We start from the raw sequence: 20,464 nt of genomic DNA, 5'->3' as shown, positions 1-20,464 counted from the left end.
ATTAGAAGATAAGTTAGTTAAAAGAAGAAAATTTTTTCATAAGATATTAGGAGGTTGTCACATTGGCTTTTCAATTTAGATTACCTGACATCGGTGAAGGTATTCACGAGGGCGAAATCGTAAAATGGTTTGTTAAACCAGGCGATAAAGTTCAAGAAGATGATGTATTATGTGAAGTTCAAAATGATAAAGCAGTAGTAGAAATTCCTTCCCCAGTTGAAGGTACTGTAGAAGAAGTGAAAGTTGAAGAAGGAACAGTTGCAGTTGTAGGAGATATCTTAATTACATTTGATGCTCCTGGATATGAAAACCTTCAGTTCAAAGGTGATCATGGTGATGAAGCTCCAGCTGCTGCTGAAGAAGCAAAACCTGAAGCTGTTGAAGAAAGCAAAGGACAAGAGACAGAAGTTGATCCAAGCAGACGTATTATCGCAATGCCTTCTGTACGTAAATATGCTCGTGACAAAGGCGTAGAAATTCAACTTGTTTCTGGTACTGGTAAAAACGGACGTATTTCTAAAGAAGATATTGATGCTTACTTAAATGGTGGTGCAACACCTGCTAGCCAACCAGCTGCAGAAGCTGCTCCAGCAGAAACAGCAGCGGAAGCTCCTAAGCCGCTTGCTATTCCAGAAGGTGACTTCCCAGAAACTCGTGAGAAAATGAGCGGAATCAGAAAAGCTATTGCTAAAGCAATGGTAAATTCTAAGCACACTGCTCCTCACGTAACATTAATGGATGAAGTAGAAGTGTCTAAATTAGTTGCACACCGTAAGAAATATAAAGAAGTTGCAGCTGCAAAAGGTATCAAATTAACTTTCTTACCTTATGTAGTAAAAGCTTTAACAAGTGCATTAAAAGAATTCCCAGCTTTAAACACATCATTAGATGATGCTACAAGCGAAATCGTTCATAAGCATTACTACAATATCGGTATTGCTGCTGATACAGAAAAAGGTTTATTAGTTCCTGTTGTTAAAAATGCTGATCGTAAAGGTATCTTTAACATCTCTAACGAAATTAATGAACTTGCTGTTAAAGCAAGAGATGGTAAATTAGCTCCAGCTGAAATGAAAGGTGCTTCTTGCACAATTTCTAACATTGGATCTGCTGGTGGACAATGGTTTACTCCAGTAATCAACCATCCTGAAGTTGCTATTTTAGGTATTGGTCGTATTGCTGAGAAAGCTATCGTTAAAGATGGAGAAATTGTTGCTGCTCCTGTATTAGCACTTTCTTTAAGCTTTGACCACAGAATGATTGACGGAGCTACTGCTCAAAATGCAATGAATCATATTAAACGTTTATTGAACGATCCAGAACTATTGTTAATGGAGGCGTAAAAACATGGTAGTTGGAGATTTTCCTATTGAAACAGATACTATAGTCATTGGTGCGGGTCCTGGTGGATATGTTGCAGCAATTCGTGCAGCACAATTAGGACAAAAAGTTACAATTGTTGAGAAAAACGTATTAGGTGGAGTTTGCTTAAACGTTGGATGTATTCCTTCAAAAGCTTTAATCTCTGCTGGACACCGTTACGAGCATGCTGCACATTCTGCAGACATGGGTATTACAACTGAAAACGTAACAGTTGACTTCTCTAAAGTTCAAGCTTGGAAAGACAGTGTTGTTAAAAAGCTTACTGGTGGAGTTGAAGGTCTATTAAAAGGGAACAAAGTTGATATTGTATACGGTGAAGCATATTTCGTAGATGCTAACACTTTAAAAGTAATGGATGAAAAATCATCTCAAACTTATACTTTTAAAAATGCAATTATCGCAACTGGATCTCGTCCAATCGAAATTCCTACTTTCAAATTCTCTAAACGTGTTCTTGACTCAACTGGTGCACTTGCACTTCAAGAAGTTCCAGAGAAAATTGTAGTAATCGGTGGAGGATACGTGGGTACTGAGTTAGGTGGAGCTTATGCTAACTTTGGTACACAAGTAACAATCCTTGAAGGTGCAGATGAAATTCTTGGTGGTTTCGAAAAACAAATGTCTTCATTAGTTACTCGCAACCTTAAGAAAAAAGGTGCTGAAATCATTACAAAAGCAATGGCTAAAGGTGTGGAAGAAACAGACACTGGAGTTGTTGTTAAATATGAAGTTAAAGGCGAAGAAAAATCAGTGGAAGCTGATTATGTATTCGTAATGGTTGGTAGAAAACCTAATACAGACGAACTTGGTTTAGAACAAGTTGGTATTGAATTAGGCGAACGCGGAATCATTAAAACAGATAAGCAATGCCGTACAACTGTAAGCAATATCTTTGCTATCGGTGATGTTATTTCTGGTCCTCCATTAGCGCATAAAGCTTCTTATGAAGGTAAAATTGCTGCTGAGGTTATTGCTGGACATAATTCAGAAATCGACTATTTAGGAATTCCTGCAGTTGTATTCTCTGAGCCAGAATTAGCAACAGTTGGTCACACAGAAGCTTCAGCTAAAGAAGCTGGTATCGAAGTGAAAGCTGCTAAATTCCCATTTGCAGCAAACGGTCGTGCATTAGCACTTAATGATGCTGAAGGTTTCTTGAAGCTTGTTACACGTAAAGAAGATGGTCTTGTAATCGGTGCGCAAATCGCTGGTCCAAGTGCATCTGATATGATCGCTGAATTAGGCTTAGCAATCGAAGCTGGTATGACAGCTGAAGATTTAGCTATGACTATCCATGCTCATCCAACTTTAGGTGAGGTAACAATGGAAGCAGCGGAAGTTGCAATTGGCAGCCCAATTCATATCTTACGCTAATTATAAAAGGAAGTCCTCGATTGAGGGCTTCTTTTTTTTGTTTTAAAAGCGATTCGGGAAGATTTTTCCCTATGTCTAATCTAGTTTTAGTAGAGAAAATTAGCTAGTAGAATTTAGTCCTATTACTGTTTTTTGAAATGAAATAAATATAAAATAAAACAAAAGATTGGTACATATACTAGTATTAATTGTTAATGGAGGAAGGGTGGTGTTTTTCTTGAAGATTTATACAGCAATTTTATTTCAGCTAATGATTTGGAGTGGATTTTCCATTATTGAATGGTTATCAAGATATGATTTAATTTTATATAAGGTGTTTATGTTTGGTGTGTTCTTTTATTTAGCGATTATCATAGGAAATACAATCATAAAATCAACAAGAAAAACAATGCTGGCCACGATGATTAGTTTATCCATTTACGGTTCTTTTCATTTAATTATGACCATTATCTCCGTTGTCTAAATCATATAAACATAACATGATGATTTATTTTAAATATATTCTTTCTTGAGAAGAGAAGAAGAAAATCAGCTCTTTCTTTCCTGCTCTTGCGAAAAGGAAAGACTTTCTATTTATTATGAAAAATCCTCCTATACATATATAAATTCAGCACCAAAAATGCCTTATTCTAAAAATATAGGCATTTTTTAATACAATAAATTCTTATGTAGCTATAATCTCCGCTGTTTTGTTGATTATTTTCCAAAAAAGCTACTAAAAGCGGTAAAAATCGATAGAATTAATAAGAAAAATACAAGAAAACTAAAAATAAATGGAATTGGATGGAAAATAGTTTTCGATTGCACAGGTGATTCGAATGTAATTTCTAAAGGGTATGCCTCAACGGAAGTTGGCAGCAGCCTTTTTTGTTCAGCAAATGGAATGGGACCACCGAAACGGAATGACTGTTCTAATTGTTCAGGTTTTTGTGCCACATAATTTTTAAAAATAAATGGAGAAACTAGGCTAATTAGTAAACTGATAATCATTATAACAATATATTTTTTCAAAAAGGAAAACTCCAATCTTTTTATATACAAGAAACAAATGCTGTCTTTTCATTTATCTCCAAATTAAAGACAGGAATACCCTAAATATGGCATCCCTGCTCTCCGAAATTTATTTATCTTATTGCACGATGCTCTTTAATAACACGAAGCTTTTTGAAATCGTAATCCTCAGGCCCCTGAACAGGCAATCCTGCTTCCATATTTCTTTTTATATAAGCAAGGTTATCTTCTGTAATAATTTCGCCAGGAATGAAAATTGGGATTCCTGGAGGGTATACCATAATAAATTCTGCAATTACTCTTCCAACTGAATCATCAAAATCGATTAATTCTGTCTCTGAATAGAAAGCATCTCTCGGCGTTAGTGCGAGTAAAGGGATGTTTGGCAGCATCACTCGTGCTTCTACTTTTGAAGCCTTATCTTTTCGTTCTACTGCAAGAGCTTTTAAGGCGTCAATTAAAATGTTGGCCTCTTTTTCAGAATCTCCTGGTGTAATAATGCACAAAATATTATACAAATCGGACATTTCTACTTCAATGCGATAATTTTTCCGAAGCCATTCTTCCGCATCGTGGCCAGTTAAACCAAGGTCTTTAACAGATATAATCAGTTTTGTTGGGTCATAATCAAAAGCAGAATCAGATTCCAGAATTTCTTCACCCACACAATATAGATGTTCTATGTCATTAATCTGTCTTCGAATGTATTGTGCAAGATTAATCGTTTTATCAATCAGTTCTTTTCCTTCTGTTGCAAGACGCTTTCTGGCAACGTCTAAAGATGCTAGAAGCAAATAGGAAGTACTAGTCGTTGTCAGCATACTTAAAATAGATTGTACACGTTTATAGCTAATCAGGTCGCCTCTCATATTTAAAATGGAGCTTTGTGTCATCGACCCACCGAGTTTGTGTACACTTGTTGCGGCGATATCTGCTCCGGCTTGCATAGCCGACATTGGCAAATCCTCGTGGAAATGAATGTGAACTCCATGTGCTTCATCTACAAGAACAGGGATATCATAGGAATGCGCCAAATCTACAATCGTTTTTAAATCAGCAGATATGCCAAAATAAGTAGGATTAATCACTAAAAGCCCTTTAGCATCTGGATGAAGATCTAAAGCATGTTGAACAGACTCGATGGTGATTCCATGAGAAATACCAAGATTTTTATCTACTTCAGGGTGGATAAAAATTGGGATTGCACCTGCAAATATAATGGCAGACATAACAGATTTATGGACATTTCTAGGAACAATAATTTTATCTCCTGGGCCACAAACACTCATGATCATCGTCATGATAGCACCACTTGTGCCTTGAACGGAAAAGAAAGTATGATCTGCTCCAAATGCTTCAGCAGCAAGCTGCTGTGCATGTTTAATCATCCCTTTTGGATAATGAAGATCATCAAGAGGACCAATATTAATAAGGTCTATCGAAAGAGCGTTTTCTCCGATAAAGTTTCTAAATTCTGGATCCATTCCATTCCCTTTTTTATGGCCGGGTATATGAAATTGAATAGGATCCTTTTTAGCATGTTCCAATAATCCGTGGTATAACGGTGTTTCGTGTTGTGACAATTTATTACCACACCTCTTTATTTAGTATTTTTATGCAATTTTAAGCGAACTTTATTTAAATTTCTTATGTACATTTAAAAATTTTATTGTACATCGCTGCCGCTGTTTTGTCTTTAATTTCATTACTCTTAACAAGTTTTACCCTAATCTCTAAATATAAAAATCAGAAAACAAAAGAATTATAGCATTTTTTATTTTCTTTGCATACAATTAGTTTTCACTATAGGAAAAAGAATTATTTTTTATTCCTATTTTTTCTTTTTACAGTTTATCTAACAAAGGAAAAGAACAGGAATAAGGATCCATATTTTACTTTCTTAGCTACTTAAATTACAATAGTTTTTATCTGAAAAACTTCAATATAATAGGATGTGGAAATATGGATTATCAATACCCAATCGATATTGATTGGTCAACGGATGAAATTATTACAGTCATTAAATTTTTTGAATGCATTGAGAAAGCATATGAAAAAGGGGTAGAGAAGGCAGAATTAATGGAGCAATACCGCGCCTTTAAAAAAATTGTCCCGGGAAAAGCGCAAGAAAAGAAAGTTTGTGATGAATTTGAAGAAGTAAGTGGCTATTCAACTTATCGAACAATCAAAAAGGCGAAAGAATCTGCAGATGATATTCGAATAAAGATGGCATAGGCAAGGAATATTGAATTTTATTGCTTATAACTTTCTGCTAGAAGATAATAATAAAAAAACTGTAAACAAACCACAGATTTTAGTTTGCTTACAGTCTAAGAGGCTGTAGATATCGGCCTCTTTTTTTAGCTAATCCCAATCTAATACTCCAATGATAATTTATAAAGGGGAAGCAATGTATCATAAGTTTTTTCGATTAATGCAAGCAGTTCCTCTCCATTTGATAGAATAGAATCTCCAGCAGCAATTCTCTGACCAACTAAAAATTCGGCTTTTTTCACATCACGGAATCTTGTTAAAGCTGCCTCTAAATTTGTTTCTCCAATTTTAACTGCATCCTTTTGCATATGGTCCATGGAAAGAACATAATCTTGTGGTAAAGTGGACTGCAAAAGCTTGTAATTTGCCAAAAAACCTTCAGCGATTTCTTTCTTTTTTGGAAGTTCATATATATATGCTAACCATATAAAAAGATGGTCATCAAATAAGCCGACTTGGAAATGTGGATGCTGTTTGTAGCCTCGTTTATTATTTGCGATGGCAAGCCAAGTATCCTTTGGCGGGTTAACTGTTCGTCTTGCATGCTTTGCGATATGTAGGAACATTTCCATGCCAAGCTTTCCAGAAAGCTGTTCAGTAAGCTGTGTGCCAATTTCACGAAACTTTGGCTGAATTCTTTCCTGGATCGCTTCCATTCGAGCATCTAGTCCATCAATTGTAAAGGTATCAAAATCTTTTTGTGTAAAACCAGTGAATGACATTATTTCTTATCTCCTTTTTAGTTTATCTCTACTGTTTACGGGTAAATACTGTATATAAAATCAAGTAAGCTATTTAGTCACTTAAATGTAGCTTCATCTTAGCTAGCCTTTTCGCAAATATTGTAGCATACATAAATAATATTATGAAGGAATTTGGATTGCGCTGGGTTATAGCACAAAAAAGGAGCAAGCTAATTAGTTTCCACATAATATATATGAAATCAACAGAAATGCAAGTCGATGAAAGGGGTGTTCTGTCAGTGAAACAATTGATGAATTTAGCGAAGAAAATGGAAGTGGAAAAGGAAAAAAAGGCTGTTCTTCGTCTAGAAATGGATTATGAATTGGCTACCTTATTCGATGCAATGAATGAAAAGGATGAAAAACAAAAAAAATTAAGTAAGCAAAAATTAGAAAGAATTAGACAGGAACTTCTAAGACTTAAAGCATTATAACTAATGAATAAGCTGATAGGTAATCATGCAGCTGACTCTATAGGAAGCAACCTTTCATTCCTATAAAGTCAGCTGCATGATTTTGCATACCATATGATTTCACAATAACTAATATATCAAGCTGTTTTCAATAGGCAAATGTGCTTTAGAAATACTGCGCAGTTTGAATGTGGATTGTAACTGCAGTGAAGAAAAGGATTGGAAAGGAAAATATGTTTATGCTTGGGCTCCTAGTAATAGACTTTAAGAAACAAAATTCATAAGTTATCCAAAAAAACTGTATTCATAGAATTTTCTTGTTTTATGATACTATATAGAAGAAGGATAGATTTTTTTAGAAGTATGTTTAGGGATAATCTAAGTTAAAATATAGGAAACGATGAAAAAAGAAAGTAAAGAAGGGTTGAGAAGATGACAAATTGGCTGGAAATCGATAAATATGCGAAAGAATGGATAAAAGAGGCAGGGGCAAGAATTATCAAGTCATTTTCGTCTGAGCTCATTATCCAAACGAAATCAAATAAAAATGACTTGGTTACCCAAATAGATAAGGGGACAGAAGAATTTTTGATTAATAAGATCAATAAAGTTTTTCCTTCCCATCGTATTTTAGGCGAAGAAGGATTAAGTGAAGAACTAGAAGATTTGAAAGGGATAGTCTGGATTATTGATCCTATTGATGGAACGATGAATTTTGTCCATATGCAGCGGGATTTTGCCATCTCTATCGGCATTTATGAAGATGGAGTAGGAAAGATTGGATTAATATATGATGTAGTAGCAGACGAGCTATATCATGTTCGAAAGGGAAATGGTGTTTTTATGAATGACATAAGGCTATTACCTTTAAAAGATACGGCTGTGGATGAGGCTATTATCGGATTAAATGCTACGTGGGTAACGAAAAATAAGCGGATTGATCCGACTATCCTAGAACCACTTGTAAAAGAGTCAAGGGGAACGAGGTCATTTGGATCTGCCTGTTTAGAATTAGCGTACATAGCAGCCGGAAGAATGGATGCTTATTTAACTTTAAGATTATCGCCCTGGGATTATGCAGCAGGTAAGATAATGGTAGAAGAACTAGGCGGCAAGGTAACAACTTTAAGAAACGAACCACTTGATTTATTAACGCAGCAATCTTTCTTTGCATCCAAACCTGGATTGCATGATGAAATACTACAAAAATATTTAAAAGAAGGAAATTGGTAATAGTTGTTAAAGTTATTTTTCGGTTACATGTAGCATTTTCTTTTTCTTATTGGATTTTAAGAACCAAATTCCACAAAAGAGGCAAAAACAAATTATACTGCCAGCTAACGTTTTTTCTAAAATACATATTCCAATGCTGATAAAACTAGATGTACCGTAAACGTTATAGTAAAAATATGGATAATTATCAAAATTCATGTTTATCTTCCTTTATTATGGTCTATATTTATCATAAATAATAGCATATGATAGTAAAGAAATCCCACAGCGAATGTTGTGGGTATTTTTTAACTGTGTCTCCTCTATCATACTATGGTATGGAATGGAAAGAACAGCGATAATGTAAATAAATTGTTATATTTAAGCGTAAATTGATGCTAAAATAAATTATTTTGTAATAATAACGTTTACATTTGTTATTTTTATAAAAGGTTTTAGGTTTCTGTGAAATTATGTGATATAATGACTCAGTTATAATATTATTAAAAAAATAAATTAATCCAGATAGACATATTTAGGTAGGAGTGAAATTTTTGAAAATTAGAGAAGATATTCGTAATATTGCTATTATTGCTCACGTTGACCATGGTAAAACTACATTGGTTGACCAGCTGTTAAAACAATCCGGCACATTCCGTACAAATGAACATGTGGAAGAACGTGCAATGGATTCCAACGATTTAGAAAGAGAACGTGGAATAACAATATTAGCGAAAAATACTGCTATTCAATATAAAGATAAACGTATTAATATCCTAGACACACCAGGACATGCTGACTTTGGTGGAGAAGTAGAGCGTATTATGAAAATGGTTGATGGTGTTCTACTAGTTGTTGATGCATATGAAGGTTGTATGCCTCAAACACGTTTCGTTTTAAAAAAAGCTTTAGAGCAAAACTTAACTCCAATTGTTGTTGTTAACAAAATTGACCGTGACTTTGCTCGTCCTGCTGAGGTTATTGATGAAGTATTAGATTTATTTATTGAGTTAGATGCAACAGAAGAACAATTAGAATTCCCTGTTATCTACGCATCGGCTATTAATGGTACTGCTAGCACAAATCCTGAAAAACAAGATGAAAACATGCAATCATTATATGATGCGATTGTTGATCATATTCCTGCACCAGTTGATAATCGTGAAGAGCCTTTACAATTCCAAGTAGCTCTTTTAGATTACAACGATTATGTTGGAAGAATCGGTATCGGCCGTGTATTCCGCGGTACGATGAAGGTTGGACAGCAAGTAGCGTTAATGAAATTAGATGGAACAGTTAAGCAGTTCCGTGTAACCAAAATCTTTGGTTTCTTCGGATTGAAGCGTCAAGAAATCGAAGAAGCATATGCTGGGGATTTAATCGCAGTATCAGGAATGGAAGATATTAACGTTGGTGAGACAGTATGTCCGTTTGAACACCAAGAGGCACTTCCAGTTTTACGTATTGATGAACCAACTCTGCAAATGACATTCTTAGTTAACAACTCTCCTTTCGCAGGTAAAGAAGGTAAATATTTAACTTCAAGAAAAATTGAAGAAAGATTGCGTGCACAATTAGAAACAGATGTAAGTTTACGTGTTGAAAATACAGATTCACCAGATGCATGGACAGTATCAGGACGTGGGGAGCTTCATTTATCTATCTTGATAGAAAATATGCGTCGTGAAGGTTACGAGCTTCAAGTGTCAAAACCTGAAGTTATCGTTAAAACAATTGATGGTGTTCGTTGTGAGCCAATTGAACGTGTACAAATTGATGTACCTGAAGAGCATACAGGTGCAGTTATGGAATCTATTGGTGCTCGTAAAGGTGAAATGTTAGATATGATTAACAATGGTAATGGACAAGTTCGTTTAATCTTTAACGTACCTGCTCGTGGACTAATTGGTTATACCACTGAATTCTTAACATTAACACGCGGTTATGGTATCATCAACCATACATTTGATAGCTATCAACCAATGGCATCAGGTCAAGTTGGTGGACGTCGTCAAGGTGTATTAGTAAGCATGGAGTCTGGAAAATCATCTACTTATGGAATTATGCAAGTAGAAGACCGTGGAATTATCTTTGTAGAAGCTGGAACAGAAATTTACGAAGGAATGATTGTTGGGGAGCATACTCGTGAAAATGACATTACTGTTAATATCACAAAAGTAAAACAAGCAACAAACATCCGTTCAGCAAACAAAGACCAAACGGCAACAATGAAAAAACCAAGAATTATGACTTTAGAGGAATCTTTAGAATACTTGAACGAAGATGAGTATTGTGAAGTAACTCCTGAATCTATTCGCTTACGCAAAAAAATCTTAAATAAAGCAGAACGTGAAAGAGCTGGCAAGAAGAAAAAATCTGCTGAATAATAAAAGATAAGGAAGTCATCTATTGATGGCTTCTTTTTTTTGTATTCAGTAGAGTGGAGGTGTGGAATATGACTGAGAATGCAAGCAAGGAAAACTAAAGTGAGTGTGAACAAAGAAGAGTCCTCAATGACTGTAAGCAAGTTGGAAGAATGGGGTTCATTATTTTGAATTGTGAGAGAGGGAAACAGAGTTCATGGAGGAAATGAACACCATTTTTGCATTGGGAGAGAAGAAGAATGGTGTTCATCGAGGAAATGAAAGCCACATTCAGCATTGGGAGTGTAGAAAATGGTGTTCATCGAGGGAATGAAAGCCACATTCAGTATGGGGAGAGAAGAAGAATGGTGTTCATCGAGGAAATGAAAGCTACATTCAGCATGGAGAGTGTAGAAAATGGTGTTCATCGAGGGAATGAAAGCCACATTCAGTATGGGGAGAGCAGAAAATGGCGTTCATCAAGGAAATGGAGGACAAAGAAATCAGAGTAAAAGGTCATGGAGACCATCTCTCGTAGCTCTCATAAGTTAAACCCAATCTCCAATCGTAATAGAAGCACATATTTCAAAAATAAATTAGGTGTTTTCTTCAACCCATCTCTAATTTATAATTAGTAAATAAAGGAAAGGGAGGAACAGAATGAAAATTTTTCAATTTAATAAAGAATATGGTAAGCAAATCACTCAATATAATTCCTATTTTATTATGAGTCGTATAGTGGAAACTAAGAAAGAAGCTCATATTGGATGTATGTATCTTGAAGAAAATGGGATTATTGGTTTACATCAAGCTGTAATACCACAACTTCTGTTAATCGTTAGCGGCGTAGGCTATGTTCGAGGAGAAAAGAATGAATGGTTTCAAGTTAGAAGTGGAGATGCGGTATACTGGGATAAAAAGGAATGGCATGAAACGAAAACAGATCTAGGGTTAACAGCCATTGTTATTGAAAGTGAAGAGATAATGCCAGCATTAATGATGCGTTTAAAAGAGAAGAACATATAAAAAAGAAGACCTTAGGTAAAAGATCTTCTTTTTATTTAAAATGCTTGTCTACTTACCAATCATCTTCTTGAGTTTTGTTTTGATAAAGAACAAAGTTACCCGAATCGATTCTTTTTTTTGTGTTTTTGGCGATTCTATCGTCACACTCATTACACATATACGTATGAATTGGGCGATTTCGTAGTCGTTTTGCCTGAAAGGAGTTTTCGTCTATATCTTCAATTTTATCACATATCACACATTTAACTTTCAATACTTGCACCTCTAATCATAAAATAGATTATAGGCACATTATAATATATAATCATATAGAAAATCGAATTTTAATCTCTTATATGATTATTTGATTGTTCATCTTGGTCATTTTTCAACTCTTTTTCTTCTTTATCATTCAATTTTTCATCTGGTTTTTTGAGATCTCTATCTGGCTCATTTCGAATCATATCCGCTGGTACCTCTGGGATAAGTCTGCCGCTAATATCAGCTAATTCATTGAATATGCCTTGAATAGGCTTTCCGTTTTGAATATCTTCCCCAATTTCTTTCAGTCTTGCATTAATGTCAGGGTCGGCAATGACAACAGCATTAGCGCCATCAGGATCGTTTTTTAAACTCTCGGCTACCGCATATTTTATTGAACCAACCTCAGAACGATCTAAGTCTGCGTTGATATCAATTCCTACGAGCGCATATTTACCGATTACTACCGCTGTTGCATCATTAACATTATCAATGCTTGTTGCAAGAGCTACGAGCCTTTTGGCGATATCCTGTCCAGTCTTACGGTCAACCCTTTGGTTGGTAGAATTTTTTACATTTGTAACTTGAGGGCTGTTTTCTCTATTCTCAGATTGCTGGTTATTTTCTGCGTTATTATTTGTACATCCTGCAAGAAGAAAAAGGACTGCGATGAAGAAAAACCATTTTTTCATAAAATTCCCTCCTTTAATATTGAAGAACTACATTTAAAAGTGTACATTTCCCTGATTTGTAGGTGGAAATGAGCATTTTTATGATTTTTTACACTTCCTCTTTCTTTATTGTGCAAAATATCTTCTATCTTTATGCGGTAAAACATATATTTTACCAAGGTTCTTTCCGTTACACGGATAAGTGCAGCAATATATGACGTTTTAGAGCAGGGGGCATCGGTTTGAGTAAAATTTACGTATTGGATACAAATGTCTTGTTACAAGATCCTTATTCTATTTTTTCTTTTAGTGACAATGATGTAGTAATTCCAGCAGTAGCTTTAGAAGAGGTAGACAGCAAAAAACGGTACATGGATGAAATCGGAAGGAACGCAAGGCAAATATCTAGATTGATCGATAACTTAAGAGAGTCAGGAAAGTTGCACGATAAAATTCCATTGGAGAATGGTGGAACTTTACGGATAGAATTAAATCACCGTTCTTTTCACGAACTCCAAGAAATATTTGTAGAAAAAACAAATGATAATCGCATATTAGCAGTCGCAAAAAATTTATCAATAGAAGAAAGTAAAAAAGAAAATGGACGAACCGTTATTCTTGTTAGTAAAGATACACTTGTCCGTGTAAAAGCAGATGCAATTGGTTTGAAGAGTGAGGATTTTTTAAGTGATCGAGTAGTAGAAAATGAACATTTATATACTGGTTTTATGGATGTACAAGTAACCATAGATGTGTTGAATAACTTTTATGAAAATGGTCAACTCCCGATTACGGAAATTGGGAATGGCAATTACTATCCAAATCAGTTTCTTATTTTAAAGGATGTATTGGGATCTTCCTCTTCTGCATTAGCAATTGTGGATTCATCGCGGAAGTTTGTTAAAAAGCTAGTGTTCGATCATGAGCATATTTGGGGAATCCGTCCAAGAAATGTGCAGCAAACGATGGCAATTGAAATGCTATTAAAAAAAGATATGCCATTAGTGACATTAATAGGAAAAGCAGGTACAGGGAAAACACTATTGGCATTAGCATCTGGATTAATGCAGACAGAAGATTTTGGAGACTACAAAAAACTATTAGTGGCAAGACCGATTGTACCGATGGGGAAGGATTTAGGTTTTCTACCTGGAGAAAAGGAAGAAAAATTACGTCCGTGGATGCAGCCTATTTTTGATAATCTTGAGTATTTGTTTAATACAAAGAAACCAGGAGAGTTAGAAGCAATTCTGGCTGGAATGGGATCTATTGAAGTGGAGGCATTAACGTACATTAGAGGAAGAAGTATTCCAGACCAGTTTATTATTATTGATGAGGCCCAAAACCTAACGAAGCATGAAGTGAAAACAATTTTAACAAGGGTTGGAGAAGGTAGTAAGATTGTTTTGATGGGAGATCCTGAACAAATTGATCATCCCTATTTAGATGCTTTTAATAATGGATTAAGCTATGTAGTAGAACGTTTTAAAGACCAGCCGCTAGCAGGTCATGTAAAACTAGTTAAAGGGGAAAGATCTTCTTTAGCGCAGCTTGCCGCAGATTTATTATAATTTACAGTAAAACATTGTTACGCCATCTGCCAATAGCTAGATGGCGTATGTATGGATGAATACAATTATGTAATTTTAAATGCTCTGATATTTTTGATAGGGGTTTGATCTGGGCCTTTTGTTTGATCAAAAATATGTACAGGACCATCTTCTGTAAGCGGTTTTCCTTTTACGCAAAATAATAAGAAGATCGAATCGATTTTTTCTAAAGGAATCGCATATTCTGCCTCTTCTGTTGTGATTAAAAGAGTTGTTGCCTCTTCCTGCGGTTCTGCATTTTTTATAAAGGGAGCTAAAGCCATATAGAAGGTACCGGTTAGCATTTCCACTTTTTTATAGGTTTTTGTGGATTGCTCTGGGGCTTTGGCTCCCTCTGTAATCTCTTGATCCCAGTGTTTGGAGGCTTCTTTTGTATACGCTTCTAATTCGTCCTTTACTTCAACTGGGGCAAATACCGTATCAGCTGATTGTTTTCGATCATCAAAGATCCAGACAGTAGGATCAATAGTAATCGGAAAATTTACCAACCCAGAAACTTGAATAATACTATCCATTTTATATCTCCTCCGTAAACGTGTTCTTTGTTATGTATAAAAAATTCTGCAAATTAGTAGCTGCTTCTAAAAGAAAATATTTTATATCGGCTAAATTTTAATTGGCAGATTAAAACAGTTGTTACGTTAAGTATAGCTTTTTCTTGTCTTTCTGTCATTTGAGATGATAGAATGTAAACTTTTAAATTTTTTAAAAGGGATTGTTCTTGCAATTTTTCTAGGTTGAGTTTAAACTTTATAGATAGGATAATCGCTCGGAAACGGGGGGATAGGATTGACTTCTGAAATGATTATTAATCATAAAGAAAAAGCAAATGAGTTATTGAAAGCAGATGCTGAAAAAATATTAAAACTAATTAAAGTTCAGATGGATAATTTAACAATGCCACAATGCCCTCTATATGAAGAGGTTTTGGATACGCAAATGTATGGATTGTCTAAAGAGATAGATTTTGCTATTCGATTAGGTTTAGTAGAAGAACAGGTTGGTAAGAAAATTTTAGATGAATTGGAAAAAGAGCTATCGATTTTGCACGAAGCATCTATAAGAAAATAAAAAGTAAACTCAAACAAAAGCATGTATTGTTTGAGTTTTTTTAGTGGCTATGTGTATTATTTGTAAATAAGGGAAGTACATACGAACAAAAGCGCTTGATCTCATAAGCTTGTAGTGACTTATTAATGGACCGTAAGCAGCGATAAAAATAAGTAATTTGTTATGATAATTAGCAAAAATAACAGAAGACGGCCCAATATTTTAAGAGAATGAAAATTAGAAGTTTATCCTTTTCAGCAGGAAAAAGATAAGACATAACGAATACTCTAAATGAGGAGATTGAATAAGGGATGCGGTTGAATGATAAAGAAGATATTAAAATCGTATGATTATACATTAATTATAGCAATGGTACTTTTAATTCTATTTGGATTGATTATGATTTATAGTGCCAGCATGGTTTCGGCAGTCCAATATTATGGAGAAGACAGCAGTGATTTTTTTTATAAAAGACAACTAAAATATATTATCATTGCCTTGATTGCTTTTGTGATAGTAGCTATTTTTCCATATAAGGCATTGTTAAGCAATAAAATATTAGTACCAATGGTATTTGGCTCAATTATTTTTTTAGGTGGAATCTTTTTATTCGGTAGTGTTTTTGGAAATGCGCAAAGCTGGTATAAAGTTGGAACAGCTAGTCTTCAGCCAGCTGAGTTTGTTAAATTGGCTGTGATTATTTATTTATCAGCAATTTACTCTAAAAAGCAGGCGTATATAAATGAGTTTAATCGGGGAGTTGTTCCCCCGCTAGCATATTTGGTTATTGTTTGTGCATTGATTATTCTTCAGCCAGATTTTGGTACGGCAGCGATTATTTTTATGATTGGTGCTACGGTTATTTTATGTTCAGGAATGAACTGGAAAAACTTGTCCAAGTTAGTGCTGATTGGCTTGGCGTTTCTATTATTACTTGTTTTAATCCTCCAGCTAGCAGGAAAAAGCATTTTCACTGAAAAGCAAATGGCGAGAATCTTTGTTTTTCTGGATTCCCCTTTTGCTGAAGATGTTGTACAAGAATCTGGTTACCATATGAGTAACTCTCTTATTGCTATTGGATCTGGTGGTCTAAAAGGGCTAGGTTTGGGTCAAGGTGTTCAAAAACTGGGTTACTTAACAGATGGTCACACTGATTTTATTATGGCAGTAATTGCTGAAGAATTGGGGATTTTTGGTGTAGGCTTTGTAGTGGTAGGACTAAGCTATATTGTTTTAAGAGGGATTTATACAGGACTAAAGTGTAAAGATCCATTTGGAAGCTTATTAGCAATCGGTATTTCCAGTATGATAGGAATCCAAGCTTTTATCAATATTGGAGGAGTTTCTGGATTAATACCATTAACAGGTGTCCCGTTACCTTTTATTAGTTACGGGGGATCGTCTTTATTACAATTGTCCATAGGTATGGGGATTCTTGTTAATGTTTCTATGTTCGTTAAATATGAAAGAGTTTATAAGCATAAAGAAGAGAATGTTGCAGAAATAGCAGTGAAAAAGCAGCCTACTTCAGGTTTTGTACGGCCAAACCGTCATTTTTAATCAATTAGATAATAATGGCTGGGATATAAGTTTTCCAGCTGAAGAAAAACCAAAATCATTTACGAAGATATTAAAGTATTTCGTATCAGGATTTTGGTTTTTTATCTTTTTTATAGATGAATGCTATTGGAAAGAGGTTGATTCATTTGCTTCCTTGCTAAAAAAGGCTATAATATATAGAGTGTCTTTTTGTTTGTAAAACGCTTTCGAATATGATGTGAGGAATGTTAAAGTTTACCAATAATGTGACAACTGAAGTTTTTAGCGTAAAAAGAGAGAAATATTCATGAAAATATGGTTTAATAGCAAAAGAGTCTTTTTTAACATTGCTATGATGTTTAAATGTGAATAATGACACAATGAAACGAACGGTATTTTATATAGTATGATATCTTTTTCTATGTAATGAAAGGGGAGGCATGATCAAATGGCTAATTCTCGCGTTTATCCTGAGGCCAAATTGACGAATCAACAATCAGAAACAAGTGCGTGGAAGGATTTTCTCGCATTAATTAAAATAGGAATCGTAAATTCAAATTTAATCACTGTATTTACTGGAATCTGGCTTGCAATAGTTTTCACAGATGCAAAGTTTTTAGAGCGAATTGATACAGTATTATATACACTAATCGGATCAGGCTTAATTATGGCAGGTTCCTGTGTATTAAATAATTTTATCGATCGTGATATTGATCCATTAATGGAAAGAACGAAGACAAGACCGACAGTAACAGGAAAAGTGAAGCCTGCAAAAGTTGCTGTTTTAGGTTTTAGTTTTCTCTTCATTGGTACTTTATTCTTATTATTAACGACAATAACTGCAACTGTCATTGCTTTAATCGGGGCATTTAGCTATGTCGTTGTCTATACTATGTGGACAAAGCGTCGACTAGTATCTAACACCGTAATAGGAAGCTTTTCAGGAGCATTTCCACCACTAATTGGATGGGCTGCCATTGATCCTGGCCTTCATGTTATTGCTTGGAGCTTGTTTTTAATTATGTTTGTTTGGCAGCCGCCACATTTTTATTCTTTAGCAATTCGAAGAGCAGAAGAGTACCGAGCAGCAGGAATCCCAATGCTCCCTGTTGTTAAAGGTTTTGAGGTAGCAAAAAGGCATACGTATATATGGATTATTGCTTTATTTCCACTGCCATTTTTGTTATACCAAATCGGTATTCCATTTTTAATATTAGCAACATTATTAAATATCGGTTGGGTTATTACTGGAATACGTGCAAGTAAAAAGCAAGATGAATACAAATGGGCAACAGCAATGTTCATTTATTCTATTCAATATTTAACAATATTATTTGTCTCAATGGTAGTATTTACATTATTCTAAAAAGGATTTGTTTTTAGGGGAGAACATTCCAGGAGAATAATGGTTGATTTCTTATTGGTTAAAGCTTGATGCTTTTTCCAATAAGAAACATTAATATCCTGAAATTCGGAGGAGTCTGAATACATATAGACGTCGGTGGGATTAGTGAGACAGAGGAGATCAAGCAAAGCTCACTTTCATAGAAAGATCGAGGGTGTGCATTCAAGGTTGCTTTGGTCACCTACACTAAATTTGTGAACCAGTCTTATGGAAAAAAGGAACTTTGGGAGTTTGTTAAACAAAGAGGTAAATACTTTATGGAGTGGGTAGCTAAATGGAATTTACATTACCGATATTGCCGACAATAAGTACTACGTTTATTATTTTAAGTGCCATTTTTGTAGCGATTGGTTGGGGATTAATTAAGCAGAAAAAAAGACAACAACACCAGACTGTCATGTTATTTGCAGCGATTTTTGCGGTAATCTTTTTCATCATTTATGCATCAAGAACGATTTTTATTGGTAACACTTCTTTTGGAGGACCAGATGATATTAAGATTTACTATACTATATTTCTTATTTTTCATATCACCTTGGCAACAATAGGTGCTGTATTAGGAATCATTATGTTATATACAGGTTATAAGCAGCAATATGCAAAGCACCGAAAGTTAGGACCGATCACAAGTATTATTTGGTTTATTACAGCTATTACAGGAACAGCAGTTTATTTACTACTCTATGTTTTTTATCATGGAGGAGAAACGACATCTGTTATTAAAGCAATATTAGGTTTTTAAAATCAAAATGTAAAAAATGCTTCTAAAAAATAGAAGCATTTTTTATTTGCTATCTAAGAGAGAAATGGGTGGTTTTAAATGTAACTTTATTTACATAATTGAAAAACTACTTATTCTATTAAAATTATTTAAAGTAAGTTATACTATTTAGTAAGAAAGCCACATATATTAATAGAAACAATGCTAGAGAGGGGGGAATCCTCTGAAAATTTTATTAAGAACTGTCATAATTATTGCAGTATTATCAGCGATTGGAATCTATTTTAGTATAACTGATGATAATAATCAGCCAGATGTATTAGTTGAAAATGGTGATCATCCTAAAAAAGTAGAGGATAATCTCAAAGAAGCAAGTGAAAATACGCAAATTTTACCAACTCCTAAAGAAGGGTTAGGGAGTTTAATCGGTAAGAGTACAAGTGAACTTAAAAAGAAGTATGGGGAGCCAGCGAGAATTGATCCTTCCGCTTATGAATATGACTGGTGGATATTCAATAAGGATGACTCTAAGTATTTTCAAGCTGGAATTCTTGATGACAAAGTAGTTACCATTTATGCAATTGGAAGCTCAGTGAATATTACGCCTTATAAAATTGGACAAGAAGTTGGAGATATTTATACAATGACTCCCATTGAAACCAATATTAGCTTTAACTACGAAAATTCTTCCTACCGTTTTGAATTATCGGAGGATGAAATAAATAACCGCCCTCTCATTCAAATCGGTGATTATTATGCACAGCTATACTTTGATAAATTTAATGGTACTTTATCAAGTATTCGGTATATGGATGCTCGAACGTTACTTCATTTAAGACCATACGAGTTAGTTTATCGGGGAGAATTATTAGAGACAGAGAGTAATGGGAAGAATAATGAAGCAATACAAGAAGGAAACGAACGACAAATTCTAGATATGACGAATGTATTAAGAAAAAGATTCAAGCTCAATACAGTAGAATGGGATCAGCCTACTGCGGAAGTAGCATTAGGGCATAGTAAGGATATGTTTGATACGGAAAACTTTTCTCATACATCTGAGAAGTATGGTGATCTTGAGGATCGTTTAAAAGCAGGGGATGTCTTTTATCAAGTTGCTGGGGAGAATATCGCAGCAGGGTATTCAGATGCTCCCGCGGTAATGGAAGGTTGGCTAAATAGCAAAGGTCATCGTGAATGTTTATTAAATGAGAAATTTACTCATCTTGGAGTAGGAGTATTTGATAAATACTATACCCAAAATTTTATCGAAAAATGGTAAGAGCAGAAAGACAATCAGTCGACAAACTCAGCGGAGGAGTGGTCGGCTGTTTTTTTTACCTGAGTTATTGCATGGCGGGGATAATTACATTGCAGGTTTGATTATCTTCAACCAATCTTGTTAGTCATAGGGCTTTGAGAGAGAATT

22 protein-coding genes are annotated in these 20,464 nt (G+C 34.7%); 15 read left to right on the top strand and 7 right to left on the bottom strand.

Translation table 11 applies throughout. The features are described from left to right. Nucleotides 1-62: 62 nt before the first annotated feature. The 3 genes from BCI01S_RS03945 to BCI01S_RS03935 all read left to right on the top strand — a co-directional run bounded on the left by BCI01S_RS03945 (nt 63) and on the right by BCI01S_RS03935 (nt 3,220). On the top strand, nt 63-1,343 hold the full coding sequence (locus BCI01S_RS03945; protein WP_047942996.1) for a dihydrolipoamide acetyltransferase family protein: 1,281 nt from the start codon (nt 63-65) through the stop codon (nt 1,341-1,343). Between the two features lie 4 nt (nt 1,344-1,347). Continuing rightward, nucleotides 1,348-2,757 (top strand): dihydrolipoyl dehydrogenase, encoded by a 1,410-nt coding sequence (lpdA, locus tag BCI01S_RS03940; protein ID WP_047942998.1) that lies wholly within the window; start codon nt 1,348-1,350, stop codon nt 2,755-2,757. A gap of 208 nt (nt 2,758-2,965) precedes the next feature. Beyond that, nucleotides 2,966-3,220, top strand: coding sequence for a hypothetical protein (locus tag BCI01S_RS03935; RefSeq protein WP_369988435.1), 255 nt, complete (start codon nt 2,966-2,968; stop codon nt 3,218-3,220). Between the two features lie 233 nt (nt 3,221-3,453). On the opposite strand, the gene BCI01S_RS03930 is transcribed toward BCI01S_RS03935, so the two are convergent. Next, nucleotides 3,454-3,768 (bottom strand): hypothetical protein, encoded by a 315-nt coding sequence (locus BCI01S_RS03930; RefSeq protein WP_061796793.1) that lies wholly within the window; start codon nt 3,766-3,768, stop codon nt 3,454-3,456. Nucleotides 3,769-3,881: 113 nt separating this feature from the next. Further along, nucleotides 3,882-5,351, bottom strand: coding sequence for an aminotransferase class I/II-fold pyridoxal phosphate-dependent enzyme (locus BCI01S_RS03925; protein ID WP_047943000.1), 1,470 nt, complete (start codon nt 5,349-5,351; stop codon nt 3,882-3,884). Nucleotides 5,352-5,730: 379 nt separating this feature from the next. Between BCI01S_RS03925 and BCI01S_RS03920 the strand changes: the two genes are divergently transcribed. After that, the gene (locus BCI01S_RS03920; protein WP_047943001.1) at nt 5,731-6,003 is read left to right on the top strand and encodes a UPF0223 family protein; all 273 of its coding nucleotides are present in this window, start codon (nt 5,731-5,733) and stop codon (nt 6,001-6,003) included. 140 nt (nt 6,004-6,143) lie between these two features. Here the strand turns inward: BCI01S_RS03920 and BCI01S_RS03915 are convergent, their stop codons facing one another. Beyond that, nucleotides 6,144-6,764 carry a YktB family protein gene (locus tag BCI01S_RS03915; protein WP_047943002.1) on the bottom strand — a complete coding sequence of 207 codons (621 nt, stop codon included), beginning with the start codon at nt 6,762-6,764 and terminating at the stop codon, nt 6,144-6,146. 260 nt (nt 6,765-7,024) lie between these two features. Here BCI01S_RS03915 and BCI01S_RS03910 point away from each other — a divergent pair, with 260 nt between their 5' ends. Both BCI01S_RS03910 and BCI01S_RS03905 read left to right on the top strand, forming a co-directional pair. After that, nucleotides 7,025-7,219 carry a YkzI domain-containing protein gene (locus tag BCI01S_RS03910; protein WP_047943020.1) on the top strand — a complete coding sequence of 65 codons (195 nt, stop codon included), beginning with the start codon at nt 7,025-7,027 and terminating at the stop codon, nt 7,217-7,219. Between the two features lie 411 nt (nt 7,220-7,630). Next, complete coding sequence (locus BCI01S_RS03905; RefSeq protein ID WP_047943004.1) at nt 7,631-8,431, top strand: inositol monophosphatase family protein; 801 nt, start codon at nt 7,631-7,633, stop codon at nt 8,429-8,431. A gap of 12 nt (nt 8,432-8,443) precedes the next feature. Here BCI01S_RS03905 and BCI01S_RS26320 read toward each other — a convergent pair whose 3' ends face one another. After that, the gene (locus BCI01S_RS26320; protein ID WP_222125395.1) at nt 8,444-8,629 is read right to left on the bottom strand and encodes a DUF5325 family protein; all 186 of its coding nucleotides are present in this window, start codon (nt 8,627-8,629) and stop codon (nt 8,444-8,446) included. A gap of 335 nt (nt 8,630-8,964) precedes the next feature. Between BCI01S_RS26320 and typA the strand changes: the two genes are divergently transcribed. From typA to BCI01S_RS03890, 3 genes are all read left to right on the top strand, one after another. Beyond that, nucleotides 8,965-10,797 (top strand): translational GTPase TypA, encoded by a 1,833-nt coding sequence (typA, locus tag BCI01S_RS03900; RefSeq protein WP_047943005.1) that lies wholly within the window; start codon nt 8,965-8,967, stop codon nt 10,795-10,797. A gap of 236 nt (nt 10,798-11,033) precedes the next feature. Then, nucleotides 11,034-11,285, top strand: coding sequence for a hypothetical protein (locus tag BCI01S_RS03895; RefSeq protein ID WP_061796791.1), 252 nt, complete (start codon nt 11,034-11,036; stop codon nt 11,283-11,285). A gap of 148 nt (nt 11,286-11,433) precedes the next feature. Continuing rightward, complete coding sequence (locus BCI01S_RS03890; protein ID WP_047939877.1) at nt 11,434-11,799, top strand: cupin; 366 nt, start codon at nt 11,434-11,436, stop codon at nt 11,797-11,799. A 52-nt stretch (nt 11,800-11,851) separates the two neighbouring features. Here the strand turns inward: BCI01S_RS03890 and BCI01S_RS03885 are convergent, their stop codons facing one another. After that, the gene (locus BCI01S_RS03885; RefSeq protein ID WP_047939878.1) at nt 11,852-12,052 is read right to left on the bottom strand and encodes a YlaI family protein; all 201 of its coding nucleotides are present in this window, start codon (nt 12,050-12,052) and stop codon (nt 11,852-11,854) included. 70 nt (nt 12,053-12,122) lie between these two features. Beyond that, a complete protein-coding gene (locus tag BCI01S_RS03880) occupies nt 12,123-12,731 on the bottom strand; it encodes a YhcN/YlaJ family sporulation lipoprotein (RefSeq protein ID WP_047939879.1) in 609 nt (202 codons plus the stop codon). Between the two features lie 221 nt (nt 12,732-12,952). Between BCI01S_RS03880 and BCI01S_RS03875 the strand changes: the two genes are divergently transcribed. After that, complete coding sequence (locus BCI01S_RS03875) at nt 12,953-14,281, top strand: PhoH family protein (protein ID WP_047939880.1); 1,329 nt, start codon at nt 12,953-12,955, stop codon at nt 14,279-14,281. A gap of 65 nt (nt 14,282-14,346) precedes the next feature. Here BCI01S_RS03875 and BCI01S_RS03870 read toward each other — a convergent pair whose 3' ends face one another. After that, nucleotides 14,347-14,835, bottom strand: a complete 489-nt coding sequence (locus tag BCI01S_RS03870; protein ID WP_047939881.1) for a hypothetical protein — start codon at nt 14,833-14,835, stop codon at nt 14,347-14,349. Between the two features lie 274 nt (nt 14,836-15,109). Here BCI01S_RS03870 and BCI01S_RS03865 point away from each other — a divergent pair, with 274 nt between their 5' ends. The 5 genes from BCI01S_RS03865 (at nt 15,110) to BCI01S_RS03845 (ending at nt 20,317) form a co-directional block, all read left to right on the top strand. Beyond that, entirely contained in the window at nt 15,110-15,391 is a 282-nt protein-coding gene (locus tag BCI01S_RS03865) for an Fpa/YlaN family protein (RefSeq protein ID WP_016200976.1), read from the top strand. A 300-nt stretch (nt 15,392-15,691) separates the two neighbouring features. Further along, on the top strand, nt 15,692-16,930 hold the full coding sequence (locus BCI01S_RS03860; protein ID WP_047939882.1) for an FtsW/RodA/SpoVE family cell cycle protein: 1,239 nt from the start codon (nt 15,692-15,694) through the stop codon (nt 16,928-16,930). Between the two features lie 427 nt (nt 16,931-17,357). Further along, the gene (gene cyoE / locus BCI01S_RS03855) at nt 17,358-18,275 is read left to right on the top strand and encodes a heme o synthase (RefSeq protein WP_061796789.1); all 918 of its coding nucleotides are present in this window, start codon (nt 17,358-17,360) and stop codon (nt 18,273-18,275) included. 313 nt (nt 18,276-18,588) lie between these two features. Further along, on the top strand, nt 18,589-19,056 hold the full coding sequence (locus BCI01S_RS03850) for a DUF420 domain-containing protein (RefSeq protein ID WP_047939884.1): 468 nt from the start codon (nt 18,589-18,591) through the stop codon (nt 19,054-19,056). A 202-nt stretch (nt 19,057-19,258) separates the two neighbouring features. After that, nucleotides 19,259-20,317, top strand: coding sequence for a CAP domain-containing protein (locus BCI01S_RS03845; RefSeq protein ID WP_047939885.1), 1,059 nt, complete (start codon nt 19,259-19,261; stop codon nt 20,315-20,317). The last annotated feature ends 147 nt before the right edge of the window (nt 20,318-20,464 follow it).

The organism is Niallia circulans NBRC 13626 (genome assembly GCF_001591585.1).
GTDB classification, from domain to species: Bacteria; Bacillota; Bacilli; order Bacillales; family Cytobacillaceae; genus Niallia; species Niallia circulans.
The sequence above is the reverse complement of the archived record's forward strand: the minus strand, read 5'-3'. Positions and strand labels throughout refer to the sequence as shown.

Bases quoted from the DNA above. Each gene is read 5' to 3' on its own strand.
- BCI01S_RS03915 (WP_047943002.1), bottom strand. From the start codon at position 6,764: ATGTCATTCACTGGTTTTACACAAAAAGATTTTGATACCTTTACAATT.
- BCI01S_RS03905 (WP_047943004.1), top strand. From the start codon at position 7,631: ATGACAAATTGGCTGGAAATCGATAAATATGCGAAAGAATGGATAAAA.
- BCI01S_RS26320 (WP_222125395.1), bottom strand. From the start codon at position 8,629: ATGAATTTTGATAATTATCCATATTTTTACTATAACGTTTACGGTACA.
- cyoE (WP_061796789.1), top strand. From the start codon at position 17,358: ATGGCTAATTCTCGCGTTTATCCTGAGGCCAAATTGACGAATCAACAA.
- lpdA (WP_047942998.1), top strand. From the start codon at position 1,348: ATGGTAGTTGGAGATTTTCCTATTGAAACAGATACTATAGTCATTGGT.
- BCI01S_RS03880 (WP_047939879.1), bottom strand. From the start codon at position 12,731: ATGAAAAAATGGTTTTTCTTCATCGCAGTCCTTTTTCTTCTTGCAGGA.
- BCI01S_RS03850 (WP_047939884.1), top strand. From the start codon at position 18,589: ATGGAATTTACATTACCGATATTGCCGACAATAAGTACTACGTTTATT.
- BCI01S_RS03895 (WP_061796791.1), top strand. From the start codon at position 11,034: ATGGTGTTCATCGAGGAAATGAAAGCCACATTCAGCATTGGGAGTGTA.
- BCI01S_RS03860 (WP_047939882.1), top strand. From the start codon at position 15,692: ATGATAAAGAAGATATTAAAATCGTATGATTATACATTAATTATAGCA.
- BCI01S_RS03890 (WP_047939877.1), top strand. From the start codon at position 11,434: ATGAAAATTTTTCAATTTAATAAAGAATATGGTAAGCAAATCACTCAA.
- BCI01S_RS03870 (WP_047939881.1), bottom strand. From the start codon at position 14,835: ATGGATAGTATTATTCAAGTTTCTGGGTTGGTAAATTTTCCGATTACT.
- BCI01S_RS03920 (WP_047943001.1), top strand. From the start codon at position 5,731: ATGGATTATCAATACCCAATCGATATTGATTGGTCAACGGATGAAATT.